Origin of the sequence: Streptomyces sp. NPDC001941 (genome assembly GCF_040296945.1) — a bacterium.
GTDB lineage: Bacteria > Actinomycetota > Actinomycetes > Streptomycetales > Streptomycetaceae > Streptomyces.
In genome coordinates this window covers 57,523-77,485 of the sequence record NZ_JBEOYE010000044.1, presented here as the reverse complement: position 1 = coordinate 77,485, position 19,963 = coordinate 57,523, and the positions used below count along the sequence as shown (strand labels likewise).

Below are 19,963 nucleotides of genomic sequence, written 5' to 3'. Positions count from 1 at the left end.
GGCCTCGCCGAGGGCGGCGAGCGCGTCCGCGCGGGCGGTGGAGCCGGGGGCGGACGCGGCCCGGTCGCGCAGCGCCGCCTGTGCGGCGAGCCGGTCGCGGGCCGCGAACAGGGCGGCGGAGAGCGCGAGCGCGGTGCGGCGCTCGGCGTCCGACAGGTAGCGGTTGCGGCTGGACAGGGCGAGACCGTCGGCCTCGCGCACGGTGGGCACGCCGACGACCTCGACCGGGAAGTTCAGGTCGCGGACCATGCGCGTGATCATGGCGAGCTGCTGGGCGTCCTTCTGTCCGAAGAACGCCAGGTCGGGGCGGGTCAGGTGGAGCAGCTTGGCGACGACGGTGAGCATGCCGTCGAAGTGGCCGGGGCGGGAGGCGCCCTCCAGGCGCTCCCCCATCGGGCCGCCGCTGATCCGGACCTGGGGCTCGCCGCCGGGGTAGACCTCGTCGACGGCCGGGGCGAAGACGGCGTCGGCGCCGGCCGCGCGGGCCAGCTCCAGGTCGGCGTCCAGGGTGCGCGGGTAGCGGTCGAGGTCCTCGCCCGCGCCGAACTGGAGCGGGTTGACGAAGACGGTGACGACGACCTGGCCGTCGGGGCCCGCCTGGGCGCGGGCGGCGCGGATCAGGGTGGCGTGGCCCTCGTGCAGGGCGCCCATGGTCATCACCACCGCGCGCGTGCCCCCGCGGGGCAGGGCGTGCAGGGCGGCGGCCGTGCGGACCGGTGCGGGGCTCATCGGTGGTCCTCCCCCTCGGCGAGTACGCCCAGCAGGTCCTCGGCCAGCTCGGGCTTGAGCAGACCGTGCGCGAGGGCCCGGTCGGCGGTGGTGCGGGCCATCGCCAGGTAGCCGGCGACGGTGCCGGGCGCGTGCTTGCGCAGCTCCGCGACGTGCGCCGCGACCGTGCCCGCGTCCCCGCGCGCGACCGGGCCGGTCAGGGCCGCGTCACCGGAGCGCAGGGCGTTGTCCAGGGCGGCGCCGAGCAGCGGGCCGAGCATCCGGTCGGGGGCGCCCACTCCGGCCGCGCGGAGCAGCTCCATCGACTGGGCCACCAGCGTGACCAGGTGGTTCGCGCCGAGGGCCAGGGCCGCGTGGTAGAGCGGGCGGGCGTGCTCCTCGATCCACTCGGGCTCGCCGCCCATCTCGATGACCAGGGCCTCGGCGGCCAGCCGCAGCTCCTCGGGCGCGGTGACGCCGAAGGAGCAGCCGGCGAGCCGCTGGACGTCCACGGCGGTGCCGGTGAAGGTCATCGCCGGGTGCAGGGCCAGCGGGAGCGCGCCCGCGCGGCGGGCCGGGTCGAGCACGGCCGTGCCGTACCGCCCCGAGGTGTGCACGAGCAGCTGGCCGGGGCGCACCGCGCCGGTCTCGGCCAGGCCATCGACCAGGCCGGGCAGGGCGTCGTCGGGGACGGTGAGCAGCACCAGGTCGGCCCGCTGGAGCACCTGGGCCGGGGGGACGACGGGCACGTCGGGGAGGAGCGCGGCGGCGCGCCGCCGGGAGGCGTCGGAGACTCCGGAGACGGCGACCGGGCGGTGCCCGGCGAGCTGGAGCGAGGCGGCCAGCGCCGGTCCGACGCGGCCCGCGCCGACCACGCCGACGCTGAGCCGGGCGGGACGGGCTTCTGGTGGTGCGTTCACGGGGAGACGGCCTTCCGTTCCAGTCCGCAGGGGGTACCGGACGATTTCTCGTCATGCTACGCCAGCGTTTCGTGGGGTTCCCCGGCTGTCCACAGGCTGTGGGCCGGGCGGGATCCCCGGTGCGGACGGGCCCCGCCGTGACGGATGATCCGTGCATGGAGCAACCTCAGACGGAGACGGCGGACGAGCGGCACGGACCTGGGCGGGAGGCGGCCGGGGACCCCGGCGCCACCGGATCCGGACGGACGTCCGGCGGGCCCGAACGCCAGGACGAGGACGCCCGGCGCACCGAGGCCTTCCGGGGCGCGCGGCGGTTCCTCTGGCGCCCGCCCTTCGACCGGGACCTGGGCGGGCTGCTGTCCGGGCTCGCGGACGACGCGCGCGGGCTCGGCCTGGCCGGCGAGCGCGGCGACCGCTACGGCGACGGCGTCGTGGCCGTCCTGGAGCGCCGGGTCGCCGAGCTGCTCGGCTTCCCCGACGCCGCCTTCTTCCCGACGGGCACGATGGCCCAGCAGGTCGCGCTGCGCTGCTGGGCGGGGCGCACCGGCAGCCCGGTGGTGGCGCTGCACCCGCTGGCCCACCCCGAGCGGCACGAGCGCGGCGCGCTGTCCGCCGTGAGCGGCCTGCGCACCGTGCACCCCTGCGACGGGCCCGGACAGCTCACGGCCCAGGACGTACGGGACTTCCAGGAGCCCTTCGGGACCCTGATGCTGGAACTGCCGCTGCGCGACGCCGGCTTCACCCTGCCGACCTGGGAGGAGCTCCAGGAGGTCGTCGGGGCGGCCCGCGAGCGCGACGCGGTGGTGCACTTCGACGGCGCCCGGCTGTGGGACTGCGCGGCGCACTTCGGACGCGACCTGGCCGAGGTCGCGCAGCTCGCCGACAGCGTCTACGTGTCCTTCTACAAGTCGCTCGGCGGCCTCTCGGGCGCCGCCCTCGCCGGCCCGGCGGAGCTGGTGGAGGAGGCGCGCGCGTGGCGCCACCGGTACGGGGGCCAGGTGTTCCAGCAGTACCCGGCGGCCGTGTCCGCGCTGGCGGGCCTGGAGCGCGAGCTGCCCAGGCTGCCGTCGTACGCGGCCCACGCGCGCGTGGTCGCACGGGCGCTGCGGGAGGGGTTCGGCGCGGAGGGGGTGCCGTGGTTCCGGGTGCACCCCGAGGTCCCGCACACCCACCAGTTCCAGGTGTGGCTCCCGTACGAACCGGACGTCCTGACGGAGGCGGCCCTGCGCCAGGCGGAGAAGGACGGCACCGTGCTGTTCACCCGCTGGGCGGCGGCGGGGGCGCAGGGCCCGGGCGGCGTGGCCTTCACCGAGGTGACGGTGGGCGCGGCCGGGCTGGAGTGGGACGCGCGGCAGGTGCGCGAGGCGGTGGGCGGCTTCCTGGAGCAGGTGCGGGACGTGGCGGCGGGCTAGCCGGGCGCCCCCGCTCCGGTCCCATACGTACGGCTGCCGCCCCGGTCACGTACGTACGACTGCCTGTCCGGGGCCGTACGGCCCCGGGGCTCAGGGGCGCCGGGTGCGCACCAGCGGCCCTCTGCCGTGGCCCGCGAGCGCGTCCCGCAGCCGTGCCAGCAGGGGTGCCGGCCGGCGGGGCGCGACGATCGCCCGGAAGCGGCGGTAGTCGTTCAGCGACCGGTAGACGGCCACGTCGTGGCGGCCCGGCGCGGGCGGCTGGGGCGTCCCGAGACGGGCCGCGCGGTAGGTGTCGAAGAGGTGCTGCTGGATGGCGTCCATGGCTCCAGGCTGCGCACGGCCGTCCCGCCGCGTCCCGTCGGTTGACGCACCCCGTCAATCGACGGGGGCGCTGTCGGTGGCCGGGTGCACGATGGACCCATGAGCGTGACCATCGACATCGCGGGCCTGCCCCCGGAGCGGATCGCCTTCCAGCTCTCGCCGCTGGCCGAGCTGGGCATGGCCCTGCACGCGCTCGCCAGTCCGGGCCACCACCCCGGGCTGCACGGCTGGGCGACGGCCACCTCCGCCGGGCTCAAGCCGGACCTGGCCGACCGGCTGCACGAGGCCGACTTCCTGTGGACGACGACGTTCTCCGACGTGATGATGCCGTTCGCGGGCCTGCGCGGCGGGGACGGCGGCCCGGGGGCGGACCTGGCGCAGGAGCTCGACGTGCTCGACCGCCTCGACGACGACCGGTTCGTGCGCTGCACCCTGGAGTTCACCTGCTCCACGTCCTACTCCAGCGGCGCCCCGATCAACCCCGACCGGGTGCTGGAGCTGGCCACCTACCGGGGCCCGAAGCAACTGGACTTCGCCCGCCGCATCCTGGACGACCCCGGGTCCGTACGGGCCTGGCTGCGGCGCCTGTTCGAGGACTGCGACCAGGCGTTCTTCGCCGACACCTGGCGGCGGGTCAGCCCGCAGCTGGCGGCCGACGCGCGCGTGAAGACCGACCTGCTGCGCCGCAAGGGCCTGGGGGAGGCGCTGCGCGCCGTCTCCGCCGCGCTCGCCCTGGACGAGGACGCCCACCGGATCACGGTCGACAAGCTGGGCGAGGGGCACACCTCCGCCACCGACCCCGCGGTGGGCGGCGGACTGAGCCTGGTGCCCTCCAGCTTCGGCTGGCCGCACCTGATGGTGCTGCACGCGCCGGGCTGGCGGCCGGTCATCCACTACCCGGTGGCGGGGGCCAACGTGCCCGTCCCGGCCAGCGTGGAGGTGCTGAAGCTGCGCATGGAGGCGCTGGCCCACCCGGTGCGGATGCGGCTGTGCCGCTACCTGGCCCGTGCCCCGTACACGACGACCGAGCTGGCGGACGCGTTCGGCGTGACGGCGCCGGAGATATCCCGCCAGCTGGCCCTGCTGAAGAAGGCCGGACTCGTCTCGACCCGCCGGCGCGGACGTTACGTGCTGCACCAGCTGGACGTCGCCGCGGTGGCCCGCATCGGCAGCGACTTCCTGGAGACGGTGCTGCGCTGACGGCCCCCGCGGGCCGGGGTCAGTGCTGGCCGCCGCCCGCGCGGACCAGCCCCGTCTCGTAGGCGAGCACCACCACCTGGACCCGGTCGCGCAGGTCCAGCTTGGTGAGGATGCGGCCCACGTGGGTCTTCACGGTGGCCTCGGACAGCACCAGGCGCCCGGCGATCTCGCCGTTCGACAGGCCCTGCGCCACCAGCAGCATCACCTCGCGCTCGCGCTCGGTCAGCTTGTCCACCGCGCCACCGGACGCGGCGTCCTTGCCGCTGGACGGCAGCATCGGCGAGAACCGGTCGAGCAGCCGGCGGGTGGTGGAGGGCGCCACCACCGCGTCGCCGCTGTGCACCGAGCGGATCGCGGCGAGCAGCTCGCCGGGCGGCACGTCCTTGAGCATGAAGCCGCTGGCCCCGGCCTTCAGCCCGGAGAAGGCGTACTCGTCGAGGTCGAACGTGGTCAGGATGAGCACCTTGGGCGGGTCCTGCTGGGCGCAGATGCGCCGGGTCGCCTCCACACCGTCCAGGCGCGGCATGCGGACGTCCATCAGGACCACGTCCACGGCGGTGGCCCGCAGGATGTCGATGGCCTCCGCCCCGTCGCCCGCCTCGGCGACGACCTCCATGTCGGGCTGGGCCGCCAGCACCATCCGGAATCCGGTGCGCAGCAGCACCTGGTCGTCGACGAGCATCACGCGGATGGTCATGGCGGTCCCTCAGCCCTCGTTGTCCTGGCGGTGCGGACCCTGGCGGGCCCGGTGATCTCCATCATGCGGGTACGGCCCCGGGCGGCACGTCGTCCTCGCGGCGTACCTCCGGCGGTCACCACCGCCTCAGGACGCTGCCTTGAGCGGCAGCAGCGCGCTGATGCGGAACCCGCCGCCGGGGCGCGGCCCGGCGTCCAGGGTGCCGCCGACCATGCCGACCCGCTCGCGCATGCCGATCAGGCCGTGGCCGCGGCCGTCGGCGCCGCCGTCCTCGTACATCTCGTGCGCGGCGCCCCGCCCGTCGTCCTCGATGAGCAGTCCGAGGCCGTCGTCGAAGTAGACCAGCCGCACGCTCGCCCCGGCGTCCGGGCCGCCGTGCTTGCGGGTGTTGGTCAGCGCCTCCTGCACGATCCGGTACGCGGTGAGCTCGACGCCGCTGGGCAGCGGGCGCGCGGTCCCCTCGACCCGGAAGTCCACGGTGAGCCCGGCCCGGCGGACCTGCTCGACGAGGTCCTCGATCTGCTGGACGTCGGGCTGCGGCACGTACTCGCCGCTCTCCGGCGCGTCCCCGGTGCGCAGCACGCCCAGCAGCCGGCGCATCTCGGCGAGGGCCTGGCGGCCGGTCGTGGAGATGGTCTCCAGGGCCTGCTTGGCCTGGTCCGGCGAGGCGTCCAGGACGTAGGCGGCGCCGTCGGCCTGCACCACCATCACCGACACGTTGTGCGCGACGACGTCGTGCAGCTCCCGGGCGATCCGGGCCCGCTCGGCGGCGACCGCGACCTTGGACTGGGCCTCGCGCTCCCGCTCCAGGCGGGCCGCCCGCTCCTCCAGCTGCGCGAAGTAGGCGCGGCGGGTGCGCACCGAGTCGCCGAGCACCCAGGCCAGGACGAACGGCACGATCATCATGACCGTGAAGAAGACGGTGCCGGTGGTGCCCTCGCCGTCCGGGAGGTGCCAGCGCAGCACCGCGAGCGGCGACGCCGCGAGGCCCCCGCCGAGCGCGAGCCGGGAGGCCCAGCGCGGGCCGTCGTGCGCGGCGACCGTGTAGATGACGACGAGCATGGCGAGGTCGGCCAGCAGGATCTGCGAGGTCAGCAGGAGCTGCAGGACGCCGGTGGCGGCGGTCAGCACCAGCATCTTCTCGGGTGCCTTGCGGCGCAGTGCCACGGCGGTGCAGAGCAGGACCACGCAGACCACGGACGCCACGCGCTCGGTGCGGCTGGTGCCCGTGCCCAGCGCCGACAGCATCGTGAACCCGAAGAGGACGACCGCCCAGAAGCAGTCGACGCCCGTCGGGTGTCTGCGGATGAAGTCGTAGAAGCGCTGCACGTGACCAGCGTAGGGAAACGGGATAGCTGCACGGGTCAACCGGAGGAGCGATCCGGTGCGGAAGTGCGTACTCCCCAAGGTGGAGACTGGGGCCCGTGACGGATGAGACGTGTCAGCGGACGGCCGCCGGGGAACCGGCGGGCACGGGATGGCGGGCGGCCACCGAGGCCGCGCTGTACGGCCCGGAGGGCTTCTACCTTCGGCCCGAGGGCCCCGCGGGTCACTTCCGTACCTCCGTGCACGCCTCCCCCCTGTTCGCCTCCGCCGTGGCACGGCTGCTCACCGACGTCGCCGCGGAGCACCACCTGGTCGAGCCGGCCCTGGTCGACGTCGGCGCCGGGCGCGGCGAGCTGCTGACCGGGGTGCTGGCCGCACTGCCGGACGGCTTCCCGGTACGGGCGTACGCCGTCGAGCGCGCCGCCCGTCCGCCGGGGCTCGACCCCCGCGTCGAGTGGACGGCCGAGCCGCCGCCGGGGGTGAGCGGGCTGCTGTTCGCCAACGAGTGGCTGGACAACGTGCCGGTGGACGTCGTCGAGGCCGGGGAGGACGGCGCGGTGCGCTACGTACGCGTGGACCGCGAAGGCACCGAGTCGCCCGGGGAGCCCGTCGACGGCCCGGACGCGGACTGGCTGGCGCGCTGGTGGCCGCTGGCGGAGCCGGGCGGGCGCGCGGAGATCGGGCGGCCCAGGGACGCGGCGTGGGCGGCGGCCGTGGGGACCCTGCGGGCGGGGCTGGCCGTGGCGGTGGACTACGCGCACACGGCGGCGGCGCGGCCCCCGTTCGGCACTCTGAGCGGCTTCCGCGGCGGCCGCGAGGTGCGGCCGGTGCCGGACGGCTCCTGCGACATCACCGCCCACGTGGCCCTGGACGCGTGCGCCGCGGCCACCGCCGGGCGCGGCCCCGCCGAGCTGCTGTCCCAGCGCGAGGCCCTGCACCGGCTCGGCGTCGGCGCCGCCCGCCCGCCGCTGGCCCTGGCCTCCACCGACCCGGCGGGTTACCTGCGCGCCCTGTCGGCGGCGGGCGAGGCCGCCGAGCTCACCGCGCGCGGCGGCCTCGGGGACTTCACCTGGCTGCTCCAGCGCGTCCCCGCCGGGGGATACTGTCCGGCATGACGGAGACGACGGTCGGCATCGGCGGGGCGGCGGAGAGCACCGACATGGTGCTCAACATCGGCCCCCAGCACCCCTCGACGCACGGCGTGCTGCGCCTCCGGCTGGTCCTGGACGGCGAGCGGATCGTGACCGCGGACCCGGTCGTGGGCTACATGCACCGGGGTGCGGAGAAGCTGTTCGAGGCGCGCGACTACCGGCAGATCATCATGCTGGCCAACCGGCACGACTGGCTGTCGGCGTTCTCCAACGAGCTGGGCGTGGTGATGGCCGTCGAGCGGATGCTCGGCATGGAGGTGCCCGAGCGCGCGGTGTGGACGCGCACGCTGCTCGCGGAGCTCAACCGGGTCCTCAACCACCTGATGTTCCTCGGCTCCTACCCGCTCGAACTGGGCGGCATCACACCGGTCTTCCACGCGTTCCGCGAGCGCGAGGAGCTGCAGAACGTGATGGAGGAGGTCTCCGGCGGCCGGATGCACTACATGTTCAACCGGGTCGGCGGCCTCAAGGAGGACCTGCCCGCGGGCTGGACGGGCCGCGCCCGCGAGGCGGTCGCCTCGGTGCGCTCGCGGATGGACGTGTACGACCGGCTGGTGCTCGGCAACGAGATCTTCCGGGCGCGCACGCGCGGCGTCGGCGTCCTGTCGCGCGAGGCGGTGCACGCGTACGGCGTGAGCGGGCCGATCGCGCGCGGCTCGGGCGTCGACTTCGACCTGCGCCGCGACGAGCCCTACCTGGCGTACGGGGAGCTGGGCGACGTGCTGAAGGTGGTGACCCGCGAGGAGGGCGACTGCCTGGCGCGCTTCGAGGTGCTGCTCGAACAGACCCACAACGCGCTCGACCTGGCCGACGCCTGCCTGGACCGGCTCGGCGCGCTGGCGCCCGGCCCGATCAACCAGCGGCTGCCGAAGGTGCTCAAGGCGCCCGAGGGCCACACCTACGCCTGGACCGAGAACCCGCTCGGGATCAACGGCTACTACCTGGTCTCCAAGGGCGAGAAGACGCCGTACCGGCTCAAGCTGCGCTCGGCGTCGTACAACAACATCCAGGCGCTGGCCGAGCTGCTGCCCGGCACGCTGGTCGCGGACATGGTGGCGATCCTGGGGTCGCTGTTCTTCGTGGTCGGCGACATCGACAAGTAGGGACCGACGGGCGGGGCGGTACGGCGGAGGGGCCCGGGGTGATCACCACCCCGGGCCCCTCCTCCGTACGTACGGCTCAGGAGCCGACCGCGTCGCGCAGGTCGGCCACGTCGATCTGCTCGGTCTCGTCGTGCGCGGTCAGGTCGATGACCTCGCCGACCGCGCGGGCCTCGCGAGCCCGGCCGGCCAGCGCCTCCTCGCCCACCACGTCGGCCAGGTCCTCGTCCTCGACGGACGCGACGGCGTCGGCGTCTGTGGCGTCGGCGGACCCGGTCTCGGGGACCGCGGGCCTCGCGGGCGGCTCGATGGCGGCGGGCTCGCGGCGCGGCGCCGGAGCGGCACCGGCCTTGCTGCCGAAGTAGTCGAAGTGCCCCTCGGGGCGCGCCGCGGGGCGGCGGGCGGGGTAGGGGGCGATCGCGGCGGGGGCGGCGGACACCGGCCTGGCGTGCTGCTCGGTGCCGGCGACCGCCCCGGGCTTCCCCTGCGGCTCTTCCTCCCGGGCGGCCGGCAGCGCGGCGGCGCCCCGGGCGGGGGCCGCGCCACGGGCCAGGGCGTCCAGCGCCTGGTTCGCGCGCAGGTACGCCGCCGGGGTGGGCGTGCTGCTCGCGGCGGGCAGCGCCTTGGGCGCGGCGGCCTCCAGGGCGAGCTTGCGGCGGCCCTCCAGGGCGCTGGCGCGCTCGGTCTCGGCGTTGGCGTACCGGCGCAGCAGCGCCGCGTGCTCGCCGCGCAGCCCGGCCAGCTCCTTGCGCTTGGCGCGCAGCTTGCCCTCCAGCTTGCCGCGGACCTCGCGCGACTCCTCCAGGTCCGTCTCCAGCTCGGCCACCCGCTCGTCGGTGCGCCACTGGTCGCTGGCCCGGGCGCGGGTCAGCTCGGCGACCCGGCGGCCCGCGCCGCGGTCCCAGCCCCGCATGAGGACGGAGCCGGTGACGGCGGCGGCAGCGGCCGCGGCGACGAGGGTGCGCAGCAGCAGCGGATCGTCGAGGAGCCAGGCGCCTCCGGCAACCACGACGGCGGATCCGGCGACCGCGACGGGCGGCAGCAGCCTGTGCAGGGGTGGGGAATGGCGGTGGCGTCCACGTGGCATGGCCAGAAATTTACCGTGCGTAGGTGAGACGTGGGGGGTCGGCCCGGCAATCTTTTCGCCATCCGGGCCGCCCCGTCACCGTGGCGCTACTTCTTGATCAGGCCCTTGGACTCCAGGTACTCCTTCGCCACGTCCGCCGGCTTGGCGCGCTCGGCGTCCACCTTGCGGTTGAGTTCGGCGAGGTCCTGCGTGGTCAGCGCCTTGGTGATCTTCTCCAGGGCGGCGGCGACCTCGGGGGCGCCCGCGTCCTTGGCATTGACCACCGGCAGGACGTTGTCCGCGTTCTGCAGCTTCTTGTCGTCCTCCAGGAACACCAGGCCGTACTTCTCGATCGTGGCGTCCGTGGTGGTCGTCAGGAGCAGCTGGTCCACGCCGTCCTTGACCGCCTGCTTCGACTGCGGGGTGCCCACGCCCTTGGGGTCGATGCCAGTGACGTCGATCCCGTACGCCTTCTTCAGGCCCGGCGCGCAGAACGGCCGGATCTTGCACTCGTCACCCGCCGCGATCTTCACCTTGAGCTTGGAGCGGCCCAGGTCCGAAAGCGTCTTGAGGTTGTTCTTCGCGGCGAATTCCTTGGAAACGGCGAACGCGTTCTGGTCGACGGCCTGGCCGGCCGGGAGGACCTTCAGGCCGAGCGGCCCCGCGAGCTTCTCCAGCGCGGCCACCGTCTTGGCGGCGTCGCTGGAGGCGACCGGCTTCTCGTCGGGCGCCTTCGGCCCGTTCACCTTGGCGTTGAGGAATTCCGCGAGCGTCGCCGCGTATTCCGGTACGACGTCTATCTCGCCCTTCTCCAGGGACGGTTCGTACAGCTCGCGGTTCTCCACCGTCTTGATCGACGTGCCGTACCCGGCGTCCTTGAGGACCTGGGAGTACAGCTCGGCGAGCACGTTGGCCTCGGTGAAGCCGCCCGAGCCGATGACGAGCTGCCCCTTGGCGCCGCCCTTCGCCGACGACGCGTCGCCGTCGCCCTTCTTCTCCAGGCTGTCGCCACCGCACGCGGCGAGACCGCCGGTCAGCGCCACGACGCCGAGTACCGCACCCGCCAGGCGCGAGGTCCTGCTCATCACGATCTCCATCCGGATTGGAACAACAGGGAAAACCAGGGAGGACAAAAGGAATTCAGGCGGCGGACCGGCCGCTCACTCCGCGGCGGCCGCGCCGCGCCGCCTCATCGGGTCGCACAGCCGGGACGCCAGCACCAGCGCGCCCTCCACCAGCAGCGCGAGCAGGCCCACGATCAGCGCGCCCGCGACCACCTGCGGGGTGCTCTGGGTGTTGAAGCCCGCGGTGATGATCCGGCCCAGGCCGCCCTCACCGACCATCGCGGCCAGCGTCGCCGTCGCGATCACCTGGACCGTCGCGGAGCGCACCCCGTTCATCACCAGCGGGTAGGCCAGCGGCAGTTCGACCCGGAAGAAGACCTGGCGGCCCGACATGCCCATCCCGCGGGCGGCCTCCACCACCGAGCGGTCCACCTCGCGCATGCCCACGTACGCGTTGGTCAGCAGCGGCGGCACCGCGAACAGCACCAGGGCCAGGATCGTCGGCACGTCGCCGTTCTTGCGCAGCGGCGTGGTGATCAGCAGCGCGAGCACCGCGAAGGTCGGCACCGCCCGGCCCACGTTGGACAGGTTGACCGCCAGCGCGCCGCCCTTGCCGATGTGCCCCAGGTAGAGCGCCGCCGGAAGCCCGATCACACAGGCGACCAGCAGGCTGACCACGCTGAAGTACAGGTGCTGGCCGAGCAGGTGCCACACACCGGACTCGCCGGACCAGTTGGCACCGTCGGCCAGCCAGGACCAGGTCTCCCCGAACACGCCCATGGATCAGACCGCCTTCGCCGTCTCGGCCGCGCGCGGGGTGCGCGCCCTGCGTATCCGCCCCGGGCGGCCCGCCCGCGTCCACGGGGTGAGCAGCCGCTGGAGCAGGAGCAGCAGCAGGTCCGCCACCACCGCGAGCACCACGCACAGGACCGACGCCGTGAGCACCTGGGCCTTGAAGTCCGTACGCACCGCTTCCTTGATCAGCGTGCCCAGGCCGCCGTAGTCCACGATCGAGCCGACCGTGGCCAGCGCCACCGTGGAAACCGTCGCGATCCGCAGGCCCGCCATCACCGCGGGCAGCGCCAGCGGGAGCTCGACCTCCCACAGCAGCCGCCACGGCCCGTACCCCATCCCGCGCGCGGCCTCCCTGGCCTCCTCGGGCACGGCCTCCAGGCCGGCCAGGATGTTGCGCACCAGGATCGTCAGCGAGTACAGCACCAGGCCCGTGACCACCAGGGCGGGCGAGAGCCCGAACAGCGGCAGGAGCAGCGAGAACATCGCCAGTGACGGGATCGTGTAGAGCACGGTCGTCAGGCCGAGCACCGGGCCGGCGAACCGCGGCCGCGCCCGGGCCAGCAGCGCCAGCGGGAACGCCACGGCGAGCCCGATCAGCACCGACACCACGGTGATCCACACGTGTTGCACGGTGGCGTCGGTCAACTCCTGGCTGCGGGTGCGGAGGTATTCGCCGCAGATCCAGTCATTGGCCACCAGGCAGTCCGGTCCGCCCATTTCGCTCCCACCCCCCGTCCGGTTTCATGCTCTTGTCCGACCGGGAACCGACCCTATCCCCCAGGACTGACAACCGCCGAGGAGCTTCGTATTCCGGCAACATGGCCTTCACAAGACGCACGCAGCCACCCGCCACAATGGGGAACCATGATCCGATTCGAGCACGTCAGCAAGCGCTACGCGGACGGGACGACCGCCGTCGACGACCTCTCGTTCGACGTGGCGGAGGGCGAACTGGTCACGCTCGTCGGACCGTCCGGCTGCGGCAAGACCACCACCATGAAGATGGTCAACCGCCTGATCGAGCCGACCGAGGGCCGGATATTCCTCGACGGGGAGGACATCGCGACGGTCGACCCGGTGCAACTGCGCCGCCGCATCGGCTACGTGATCCAGCAGGTCGGGCTCTTCCCGCACAAGACGGTCCTGGACAACACCGCCACCGTCCCGCACCTGCTGGGCGTCAAGCGCTCCGCCGCCCGCGCCCGGGCCGCCGAACTGCTCGACCTGGTCGGCCTGGACCCCAGGACGCACGGCGAGCGCTACCCCGACCAGCTCTCCGGCGGCCAGCGCCAGCGCGTCGGCGTGGCCCGCGCCCTGGCCGCCGACCCGCCGGTGCTGCTGATGGACGAGCCGTTCGGCGCGGTCGACCCGGTGGTGCGCGAGCACCTGCAGAACGAGTTCCTCAAGCTCCAGGCCCAGGTGCGCAAGACAGTCCTGTTCGTCACCCACGACATCGAGGAGGCCGTCCGCCTCGGCGACCGCATCGCCGTGTACGGGCAGGGCCGCATCGAGCAGTTCGACGCCCCGGCCACCGTGCTCGGGGCCCCCTCCACCCCGTACGTCGCGGACTTCGTCGGCGCCGACCGCGGCCTGAAGCGCCTCTCGGTCACCCCGATCGAGGAGGGCGACCTGGAGCAGCCGCCCGTGGTGCACCTGGACGACCCGCTGCCGCGCGACCTGGGCGCGCGCTGGGCCGTGGTCCTCGACGACGAGGACAACCTGCACGGCTGGGTCTCCGCCGAGCAGGCCGCGCGGGGCACCGGCACGGTCCGCGCGCACGCCCGCCGGATGGAGGCCTGGCTGCCCGTCGGCGCCTCGCTGAAGCAGGCGTTCGCCACGATGCTCCAGCACGACGCGGGCTGGATAGCGGTCATCGACCGGGAGGGCGCGGGCCGCTTCCTGGGCGTGCTGACCCCGGCCCGGCTGCACGAGGCGCTGCGCCGCTCGATCGACGCCGACGCGCAGGCCATCGCGCGCGCGGACGTGGACCTGGAGACGGTCAGCTGAGGAGGCCGGGCGACCCGCCCGGCGCGGGGCTCAGGAGGCCTGCAGCCGTCCCGCGAGCCACACCAGGGCGGGCGGGATCTCCCGGTTCCAGGTGTTGAAGTTGTGGCCCCCGCTGTCCAGCATGATCGACGACACGCGCGCGGGGGACTTCACCTTCTTGATGAAGGAGAGGGTGCCCTTGAGGTTGCCCTCGCCCTGCCTGGAGCTGGTGACCAGGTACGAGGACTTGGTGCCCTGCGGCAGGTGGTCCAGGCTCCACAGCAGGTTGGAGCGCTTGCGCAGCTTGTGGTCGCCCTGGAAGAGGTCACCGGTGGTGACGTCCTCGGCGGCCTTGTAGTACGCGGAGAGGCCGGCGCTCGCCGAGAACTGCTCCGGGTGGTGCAGGCCGATCTTCAGGGCGCAGTAGCCGCCCGTGGAGTTGCCGATGAAGCCCCAGTTCTCCGGCTTGGTGCCCACGCGGTACGTCTCCGAGACCGCCTTGGGCAGGTCCTTGGCGAAGAAGGTCTCCGTCTGCGGGCCGCCCGGTATGTCCACGCACTCGGTGTCCCGCGGCGGCGCCACGGTGGGACGCAGCATGACCAGGATCATCGGCTGCATCTTCTTCTCCTTGACCTGCTGGAACGCCGTCCGCGGGTACTTCAGGCCCTTCAGCAGGTTCTCCGCGGTGCCCGGGTAGCCGGTGAGCACCACGGCGGCCGGGAAGGTCTTCTTCGCGTACTCCTTCTGGAAGTACTCCGGCGGCAGCCAGACGTAGGCGGGGCTGTCTATCTTCGACCTCTCGCCCGCGATCACGACCTTCTGTATCTGGCCGCCGGTCGCCGGGTTGTGGCTGCCCGGCACGTCGATCTTCTGCTTGGAGACGACCTGGACGTCCTTGCCGCCGGCCGAGTGGTCCACCACCACGCCCATGTCCTGCTGCTGGCCGAACAGGTCGGCCCAGGAGCCGTAGAAGAGGAACGACTTGTTCGCCGCCAGCCCCACCGAGGCGAACAGGGCGAGCTGGGCCGCCAGCAGCAGGCCGACGCGGCCCAGAACGGCACGCCAGGTGCGGCCCGAGAGCCGCGGCCACAGCCATACCGTGAGCACGAAGAGCACCACGGCCACGACGATGGCAAGCGCCAGAACTTTGTTGCTGGTGAGACCCATGAGTCCTTTGAACTTTCTTCCTCGAGATTTTCCGGGGAGCGAGTGAACCCGCTCCCCGGAAGTGCCGTCCTAGAGGGCGCACATTGTCCGGGAACGGCGAAAACCGCCGGTGGCGGTGGTCGTCGAGCGCCGGACTACAGGATCTCTCGCGGAGCCACGGGAAGCGATGTCTGTCACGGTAGATGGGGATAAGTCTGGTTCGGTTCCGGATCGGGTGCGCCGTGTCCTGCGCGGACCGCGACCCGAGAAGGTGCCCGCCCTCGTCGGCACGGCCTGCACGTTCATCGGCCTGATCGACATCGCCGCGGGCGTCTTCCCGCGGTTCCGCGCCAGCCGCATGCACGCCGTCGCCGAAGTGCTGCCCGGCACCTTCGGGCCGCTCTCCGCCGCCCTGTCGCTGAGCGCCGGCGTCCTGCTCCTGCTGCTCGCCCACGGCCTCAAGCGCCACAAGCGCCGCGCCTGGCGCGCCGCCGTCGTGCTGCTGCCCGCCGGGGCCACCGCGCAGTTCCTCTACCGGCACTCCGTCATCGGCGTCGTGCTCTCCCTGGCACTCCTCGCCCTGCTGGTACGCCACCGGAGTGAATTCGCCGCCCTGCCCGACCCGCGCAGCCGCTGGAAGGCCCTCGCCAACTTCGTCCTCATGGGCGCCGGCTCCATCGGCCTGGGCCTGGTCATCGTCAGCGCCCACCCCAACAAGGTCATCGGCAGCCCCAGCCTCGCCGACCGCCTGGAGCACGTCCTCTTCGGCCTCTTCGGCATCGAGGGCCCCGTCGGCTACAGCGGCCGCGTCGACTGGACCGTCGGCTACTCCCTGGGCGCCCTGGGCATGCTCACCGCCCTCACCACCATCTACCTGGCCTTCCGCCCCGAGCACCCGGCCGCCCGGCTCACCGAGGACGACGAGCTGCGGCTGCGCGAACTGCTCGCCAAGCACGGCGGCCGCGACTCCCTCGGCCACTTCGCCCTGCGCCGCGACAAGGGCGTCGTCTTCTCCCCCAGCGGCAAGGCCGCCGTCACCTACCGCGTCGTCTCCGGCGTCATGCTCGCCTCCGGCGACCCCATCGGCGACGTCGAGGCCTGGCCCGGCGCCATCGAGCGCTTCATGGACGAGGCCAAGGCCCACTCCTGGACCCCCGCCGTCATGGGCTGCTCCGAGACCGGCGGCGAGGTCTGGACCCGCGAGACCGGCCTGGACGCCCTGGAGCTGGGCGACGAGGCGGTGGTGGACGTCGCGGATTTCTCCCTCACCGGGCGCGCCATGCGGAACGTGCGCCAGATGGTCAAGCGCATCGAGCGCAATGGCTACGAAACCCGCGTACGGCGCGTCCGTGACCTCTCCGACGGCGAGCTGGAGCGCATCCGCCGCGCCGCCGCCGACTGGCGCGGCACCGACAACGAGCGCGGCTTCTCCATGGCCCTGGGCCGCATCGGCGACCCCGGCGACGGCGACGCGGTGATCGCCACCGCCCACAAGGCCGAGGACCCCACCGAGGCCTACGGCGACCTCAAGGCGATCATCCACTTCGTCCCCTGGGGCACCGACGGCATGTCCCTGGAGCTGATGCGCCGCGACCGCAGCGCCGACCCCGGCATGAACGAGCTGCTGATCGTCGCCTCGCTCCAGGACGCGCCCAAGCTCGGCATCGACCGCGTCTCGCTGAACTTCGCGATGTTCCGCTCCGCCCTCGCCCGCGGCGAGAAGCTGGGCGCGGGACCCGTCCTGCGCCTCTGGCGCGGCCTGCTGGTCTTCCTCTCCCGCTGGTTCCAGATCGAGTCGCTGTACAAGTTCAACGCCAAGTTCCGGCCCCGCTGGGAACCCCGCTTCGTCGTCTACCGCTCCAGCCGCGAACTGCCCCGCATCGGCTTCGCCGCCATGCAGGCCGAGGGCTTCGTGAACTTCGCCCTGCCCCGCCCGTTCGCCCGCCGCCGCGCCGCCCGCCAGGCCCGCCCCTGCGCCCACCTCGGCTCCGGCACCGGCGAGCACGGGGTCCGCGCGGCGTAAACCGGCCACGCGCAGCTCTAGTCTGGACATATGAACACGCTGCGCGCACGGGGCACGGCCGAGGGGCTACCGGAGTGGGACCGCTGTGCGGTCATGGGGGTCGTCAACGTCACCCCCGACTCCTTCTCCGACGGCGGCCGGTGGTTCGACACCACCGCCGCCGTCAAGCGCGGCCTCGACCTGGTCGCCCAGGGCGCCGACCTCGTCGACGTCGGCGGCGAGTCCACCCGCCCCGGCGCCAGCCGGGTCGACGAGGACGAGGAGCTGCGCCGCGTCGTCCCCGTCGTGCGCGGCCTGGCCGCCGAAGGCGTCACCGTCTCCGTCGACACCATGCGCGCCACCGTCGCCGCCCGCGCGGTCGCATCGGGCGCGGTCCTGGTCAACGACGTCTCCGGCGGACTCGCCGACCCCGCCATGGTCCCCGCCGTCGCCGCCGCCGAGGTCCCCTTCGTGGTCATGCACTGGCGCGGCTTCAGCCAGGACATGAACAGCCGCGCCGTGTACGACGACGTGGTCGCCGAAGTCGTCGCCGAGCTGCGCGACCGCATGGACGCCGTGGTCGCCGGCGGCGTCGACCCCGCCCGGATCGTCCTCGACCCCGGCCTCGGCTTCGCCAAGCGGGCCCCGCACGACCTCGCCCTGGTCGCCCACCTCGGCGCGCTGCGGGCCCTGGGCCGCCCGCTGCTCGTCGCCGCCTCGCGGAAACGCTTCCTCGGCCACGTCCTGGCCGGCGCCGAGGGGGCCGCGCCACCGCCCGCCCGCGAGCGCGACGCCGCCACCGCCGCCGTCTCCGCCATCGCCGCCCACGAGGGCGCCTGGGCGGTCCGCGTCCACGAGGTACGGGCCACCGCCGACGCCGTCCGCGTCGCCCGGGCCGTCGAAGCCGCCCGCACGGCCCCCACGGCGGCCCCCACCACCCCCGGAGCCGCCCGGTGAGCCCCGTCGACACCGCGGCCGTCGAAGCCGCGAACACCGCCTTCTACGAGGCGATGGAGGCCGGGGACTTCGACACCCTCTCCGACCTGTGGCTGGACGACACCGAGGACCAGCGGATCTCCTGCGTCCACCCGGGCTGGCCGGTGCTCTCCGGACGCGGCGAGGTCCTGCGCTCGTACGCCCTGATCATGGCGCACACCGACTACATCCAGTTCTTCCTCACCGACGTCTTGGTCTCCCTGGCCGGTGACACCGCGCTCGTCACCTGTACGGAGAACATCCTCAGCGGCGGCCCCGCCGAGGACGGCGCCGAGCTGGGCCCGCTCGTCGGACAGCTCGTCGTCGCCACCAACGTCTTCCGCCGCGCCCCCGACGGCTGGCGCCTGTGGTCGCACCACGGCTCACCGGTTCTGGCCGAATCCGGTGACGACGAGGACGACGAGACCACCGCCTGAGTGGGTATGCGAGCCCCCGGGAGATCTCCTCGGAGGCCGCCCGCGGAACCCCCGTGGGCGAGCACTGTCCCAGCTCGCAGGTAGATTCGAATACGGGCCCGTGCCGACCGCACCCGGCCGTGCCCGGTCAAGCACTACGAAAGCAGGAGTGATTCGCGTGGATCGTGTCGCGCTGCGCGGCCTCAAGGCCCGCGGGCACCATGGCGTCTTCCCCCGGGAGCGCGAAGAGGGCCAGACCTTCATCGTCGACCTGGTGCTCGGCCTCGACACCCGCCCCGCGGCGGCCGACGACGACCTGGCGAAGACCGTGCACTACGGCATCGTGGCCGAGGAGGTGGTCGACGTCGTGCAGGGCGAACCGGTCGACCTCATCGAGACCCTCGCCGAGCGCATCGCCGCACAGTGCCTCAAGCACGACGGTGTCCAGGAGGTCGAGGTAGTCGTCCACAAGCCGGACGCGCCCATCACCGTCCCCTTCGACGACGTGACCATCACCATCACCCGGAGCCGCGCGTGAACCAGACCCAGAGCGACCCCACCGTGCAGCCGGTGCCCGCGTCCGTCGTCCAGGCCGTCGACGCCGCGGACGTCACGCTGTCCAACCCCAAACGGGCCGTGATCGCCCTCGGCTCCAACCTCGGCAACCGCCTGGAGACCCTCCAGGGCGCCATCGACGCCCTGGAGGACACCCCCGGCCTGCGGGTCAAGGCGGTCTCCCCGGTGTACGAGACGGAGCCCTGGGGCGTCGACCCCGGCTCCCAGCCCTCGTACTTCAACGCGGTCGTCCTCGTGAAGACCACCCTGCCCCCGGCCTCCCTCCTGGAGCGGGCGCACGCGGTCGAGGAGGCCTTCGAGCGGGTCCGCGACGAGCGCTGGGGCCCGCGCACCATCGACGTCGACATCGTGACGTACGCCGACGTGGTCTCCGACGACCCGGTGCTCACCCTCCCCCACCCCCGCGCCCACGAGCGGGCCTTCGTGCTCGCCCCCTGGCTCGACGTGGACCCCGAGGCCCAGCTGCCCGGCCGCGGCACGGTCGCCGACCTGCTCGCCGCCGTCGGCCACGACGGCGTGCAGACCCGCACCGACCTGGAACTCCGGCTGCCCGACTAGTCGTTAGGCTCTTGTCGACCGAGCCGCCCACAGAACAGGACCCCAGGTGAAGCAACTCCGCCTCCGCGTACTGGCCGGCGTCTTCGCCGTCGCGGGCGTCCTCTCCTGGGGCGGCGCGCGGCTGTGGGACTCCCTCGGCACCCTGCCGAGCGTCCCGCTCGCCGCGCCCATCGTGCTCGCGGTGATCGCGGTGGTCCTCACGGCCACCGCGGTCTCGCTGCGCTCCCGGCTGCGCGCCCAGCGCGACCGCACCCCCGGCGCCAAGGGCGTCGAGCCCCTGATGGCCGCCCGCGCGGTCGTCTTCGGCCAGGCCAGCGCCCTGGTGGCGGCCCTGGTCGGCGGGATGTACGGCGGCACGGGCGCCTTCCTGCTCGGCTCCCTCGACCTCCCGGCCCGCCGCGACCAGGCCATCTACGCCGGCTTCGCGGTCCTGGCCGCCATCGCCGTCATCGCCGCGGCCCTCTTCCTGGAGCGCGTCTGCAAGCTCCCCGAGGACGACGACCACCAGGGCACGGCGACGGCGGCCTGAGGCCGCCGCCGGGGC

21 protein-coding genes are annotated in these 19,963 nt (G+C 73.6%); 11 read left to right on the top strand and 10 right to left on the bottom strand.

From position 1 onward, the window contains the following. Positions 1 to 729 (bottom strand): pantoate--beta-alanine ligase (panC, locus tag ABT160_RS26995; RefSeq protein ID WP_351650398.1); only part of this gene is annotated, 729 nt, incomplete at its 3' end. Further along, positions 726 to 1,628 carry a Rossmann-like and DUF2520 domain-containing protein gene (locus ABT160_RS26990; RefSeq protein WP_351650397.1) on the bottom strand — a complete coding sequence of 301 codons (903 nt, stop codon included), beginning with the start codon at positions 1,626 to 1,628 and terminating at the stop codon, positions 726 to 728. The genes ABT160_RS26990 and panC, both read right to left, overlap by 4 nt. 155 nt (positions 1,629 to 1,783) lie before the next feature. Here ABT160_RS26990 and ABT160_RS26985 point away from each other — a divergent pair, with 155 nt between their 5' ends. Next, complete coding sequence (locus tag ABT160_RS26985; RefSeq protein ID WP_351650396.1) at positions 1,784 to 3,040, top strand: threonine aldolase family protein; 1,257 nt, start codon at positions 1,784 to 1,786, stop codon at positions 3,038 to 3,040. A 90-nt stretch (positions 3,041 to 3,130) separates the two neighbouring features. Here ABT160_RS26985 and ABT160_RS26980 read toward each other — a convergent pair whose 3' ends face one another. Further along, the gene (locus tag ABT160_RS26980) at positions 3,131 to 3,361 is read right to left on the bottom strand and encodes a hypothetical protein (protein ID WP_351650395.1); all 231 of its coding nucleotides are present in this window, start codon (positions 3,359 to 3,361) and stop codon (positions 3,131 to 3,133) included. Positions 3,362 to 3,466: 105 nt separating this feature from the next. Here ABT160_RS26980 and ABT160_RS26975 point away from each other — a divergent pair, with 105 nt between their 5' ends. Next, positions 3,467 to 4,561, top strand: a complete 1,095-nt coding sequence (locus ABT160_RS26975; RefSeq protein WP_351650403.1) for a DUF5937 family protein — start codon at positions 3,467 to 3,469, stop codon at positions 4,559 to 4,561. A gap of 19 nt (positions 4,562 to 4,580) precedes the next feature. Here ABT160_RS26975 and ABT160_RS26970 read toward each other — a convergent pair whose 3' ends face one another. Then, complete coding sequence (locus ABT160_RS26970) at positions 4,581 to 5,258, bottom strand: response regulator transcription factor (RefSeq protein WP_351650394.1); 678 nt, start codon at positions 5,256 to 5,258, stop codon at positions 4,581 to 4,583. 126 nt (positions 5,259 to 5,384) lie between these two features. Next, positions 5,385 to 6,587 carry a sensor histidine kinase gene (locus ABT160_RS26965; protein ID WP_351650393.1) on the bottom strand — a complete coding sequence of 401 codons (1,203 nt, stop codon included), beginning with the start codon at positions 6,585 to 6,587 and terminating at the stop codon, positions 5,385 to 5,387. A gap of 95 nt (positions 6,588 to 6,682) precedes the next feature. Here ABT160_RS26965 and ABT160_RS26960 point away from each other — a divergent pair, with 95 nt between their 5' ends. Both ABT160_RS26960 and ABT160_RS26955 read left to right on the top strand, forming a co-directional pair. Further along, complete coding sequence (locus tag ABT160_RS26960; RefSeq protein WP_351650392.1) at positions 6,683 to 7,699, top strand: SAM-dependent methyltransferase; 1,017 nt, start codon at positions 6,683 to 6,685, stop codon at positions 7,697 to 7,699. After that, entirely contained in the window at positions 7,696 to 8,838 is a 1,143-nt protein-coding gene (locus tag ABT160_RS26955; protein ID WP_351650391.1) for an NADH-quinone oxidoreductase subunit D, read from the top strand. The genes ABT160_RS26960 and ABT160_RS26955 overlap by 4 nt, the downstream gene beginning before the upstream one ends. 76 nt (positions 8,839 to 8,914) lie before the next feature. On the opposite strand, the gene ABT160_RS26950 is transcribed toward ABT160_RS26955, so the two are convergent. The 4 genes from ABT160_RS26950 to ABT160_RS26935 all read right to left on the bottom strand — a co-directional run bounded on the left by ABT160_RS26950 (position 8,915) and on the right by ABT160_RS26935 (position 12,477). After that, positions 8,915 to 9,922, bottom strand: coding sequence for a hypothetical protein (locus ABT160_RS26950; RefSeq protein ID WP_351650390.1), 1,008 nt, complete (start codon positions 9,920 to 9,922; stop codon positions 8,915 to 8,917). Between the two features lie 86 nt (positions 9,923 to 10,008). Next, positions 10,009 to 10,986, bottom strand: a complete 978-nt coding sequence (locus ABT160_RS26945) for an ABC transporter substrate-binding protein (protein WP_351650389.1) — start codon at positions 10,984 to 10,986, stop codon at positions 10,009 to 10,011. Between the two features lie 75 nt (positions 10,987 to 11,061). After that, positions 11,062 to 11,745, bottom strand: a complete 684-nt coding sequence (locus tag ABT160_RS26940; protein ID WP_351650388.1) for an ABC transporter permease — start codon at positions 11,743 to 11,745, stop codon at positions 11,062 to 11,064. Between the two features lie 3 nt (positions 11,746 to 11,748). Continuing rightward, a complete protein-coding gene (locus ABT160_RS26935; RefSeq protein ID WP_351650386.1) occupies positions 11,749 to 12,477 on the bottom strand; it encodes an ABC transporter permease in 729 nt (242 codons plus the stop codon). A 147-nt stretch (positions 12,478 to 12,624) separates the two neighbouring features. On the opposite strand from ABT160_RS26935, the gene ABT160_RS26930 reads away from it, so the two are divergent. Then, the gene (locus ABT160_RS26930; RefSeq protein WP_351650385.1) at positions 12,625 to 13,767 is read left to right on the top strand and encodes an ABC transporter ATP-binding protein; all 1,143 of its coding nucleotides are present in this window, start codon (positions 12,625 to 12,627) and stop codon (positions 13,765 to 13,767) included. A 30-nt stretch (positions 13,768 to 13,797) separates the two neighbouring features. Here ABT160_RS26930 and ABT160_RS26925 read toward each other — a convergent pair whose 3' ends face one another. Then, a complete protein-coding gene (locus tag ABT160_RS26925; RefSeq protein WP_351650384.1) occupies positions 13,798 to 14,913 on the bottom strand; it encodes an alpha/beta hydrolase in 1,116 nt (371 codons plus the stop codon). Between the two features lie 166 nt (positions 14,914 to 15,079). On the opposite strand from ABT160_RS26925, the gene ABT160_RS26920 reads away from it, so the two are divergent. The 6 genes from ABT160_RS26920 to ABT160_RS26895 all read left to right on the top strand — a co-directional run bounded on the left by ABT160_RS26920 (position 15,080) and on the right by ABT160_RS26895 (position 19,948). Continuing rightward, on the top strand, positions 15,080 to 16,915 hold the full coding sequence (locus tag ABT160_RS26920; protein ID WP_351650383.1) for a phosphatidylglycerol lysyltransferase domain-containing protein: 1,836 nt from the start codon (positions 15,080 to 15,082) through the stop codon (positions 16,913 to 16,915). 30 nt (positions 16,916 to 16,945) lie between these two features. Then, the gene (gene folP, locus ABT160_RS26915) at positions 16,946 to 17,851 is read left to right on the top strand and encodes a dihydropteroate synthase (RefSeq protein WP_351650382.1); all 906 of its coding nucleotides are present in this window, start codon (positions 16,946 to 16,948) and stop codon (positions 17,849 to 17,851) included. Next, positions 17,848 to 18,306 carry a nuclear transport factor 2 family protein gene (locus ABT160_RS26910; protein ID WP_351650381.1) on the top strand — a complete coding sequence of 153 codons (459 nt, stop codon included), beginning with the start codon at positions 17,848 to 17,850 and terminating at the stop codon, positions 18,304 to 18,306. Before folP ends, ABT160_RS26910 begins: the two co-directional genes overlap by 4 nt. A 157-nt stretch (positions 18,307 to 18,463) precedes the next feature. Continuing rightward, on the top strand, positions 18,464 to 18,823 hold the full coding sequence (folB, locus tag ABT160_RS26905) for a dihydroneopterin aldolase (RefSeq protein WP_351650380.1): 360 nt from the start codon (positions 18,464 to 18,466) through the stop codon (positions 18,821 to 18,823). Next, complete coding sequence (gene folK / locus ABT160_RS26900; RefSeq protein ID WP_351650379.1) at positions 18,820 to 19,419, top strand: 2-amino-4-hydroxy-6-hydroxymethyldihydropteridine diphosphokinase; 600 nt, start codon at positions 18,820 to 18,822, stop codon at positions 19,417 to 19,419. The genes folB and folK overlap by 4 nt, the downstream gene beginning before the upstream one ends. Positions 19,420 to 19,465: 46 nt before the next feature. Continuing rightward, positions 19,466 to 19,948, top strand: coding sequence for a DUF3180 domain-containing protein (locus tag ABT160_RS26895; RefSeq protein WP_351650378.1), 483 nt, complete (start codon positions 19,466 to 19,468; stop codon positions 19,946 to 19,948). Positions 19,949 to 19,963: the final 15 nt, after the last annotated feature.

Bases quoted from the DNA above. Each gene is read 5' to 3' on its own strand.
- ABT160_RS26985 (WP_351650396.1), top strand. From the start codon at position 1,784: ATGGAGCAACCTCAGACGGAGACGGCGGACGAGCGGCACGGACCTGGG.
- ABT160_RS26925 (WP_351650384.1), bottom strand. From the start codon at position 14,913: ATGGGTCTCACCAGCAACAAAGTTCTGGCGCTTGCCATCGTCGTGGCC.
- ABT160_RS26955 (WP_351650391.1), top strand. From the start codon at position 7,696: ATGACGGAGACGACGGTCGGCATCGGCGGGGCGGCGGAGAGCACCGAC.
- ABT160_RS26940 (WP_351650388.1), bottom strand. From the start codon at position 11,745: ATGGGCGTGTTCGGGGAGACCTGGTCCTGGCTGGCCGACGGTGCCAAC.
- ABT160_RS26970 (WP_351650394.1), bottom strand. From the start codon at position 5,258: ATGACCATCCGCGTGATGCTCGTCGACGACCAGGTGCTGCTGCGCACC.
- ABT160_RS26945 (WP_351650389.1), bottom strand. From the start codon at position 10,986: ATGAGCAGGACCTCGCGCCTGGCGGGTGCGGTACTCGGCGTCGTGGCG.
- ABT160_RS26950 (WP_351650390.1), bottom strand. From the start codon at position 9,922: ATGCCACGTGGACGCCACCGCCATTCCCCACCCCTGCACAGGCTGCTG.
- ABT160_RS26920 (WP_351650383.1), top strand. From the start codon at position 15,080: ATGTCTGTCACGGTAGATGGGGATAAGTCTGGTTCGGTTCCGGATCGG.
- folP (WP_351650382.1), top strand. From the start codon at position 16,946: ATGAACACGCTGCGCGCACGGGGCACGGCCGAGGGGCTACCGGAGTGG.
- ABT160_RS26980 (WP_351650395.1), bottom strand. From the start codon at position 3,361: ATGGACGCCATCCAGCAGCACCTCTTCGACACCTACCGCGCGGCCCGT.
- ABT160_RS26935 (WP_351650386.1), bottom strand. From the start codon at position 12,477: ATGGGCGGACCGGACTGCCTGGTGGCCAATGACTGGATCTGCGGCGAA.
- ABT160_RS26930 (WP_351650385.1), top strand. From the start codon at position 12,625: ATGATCCGATTCGAGCACGTCAGCAAGCGCTACGCGGACGGGACGACC.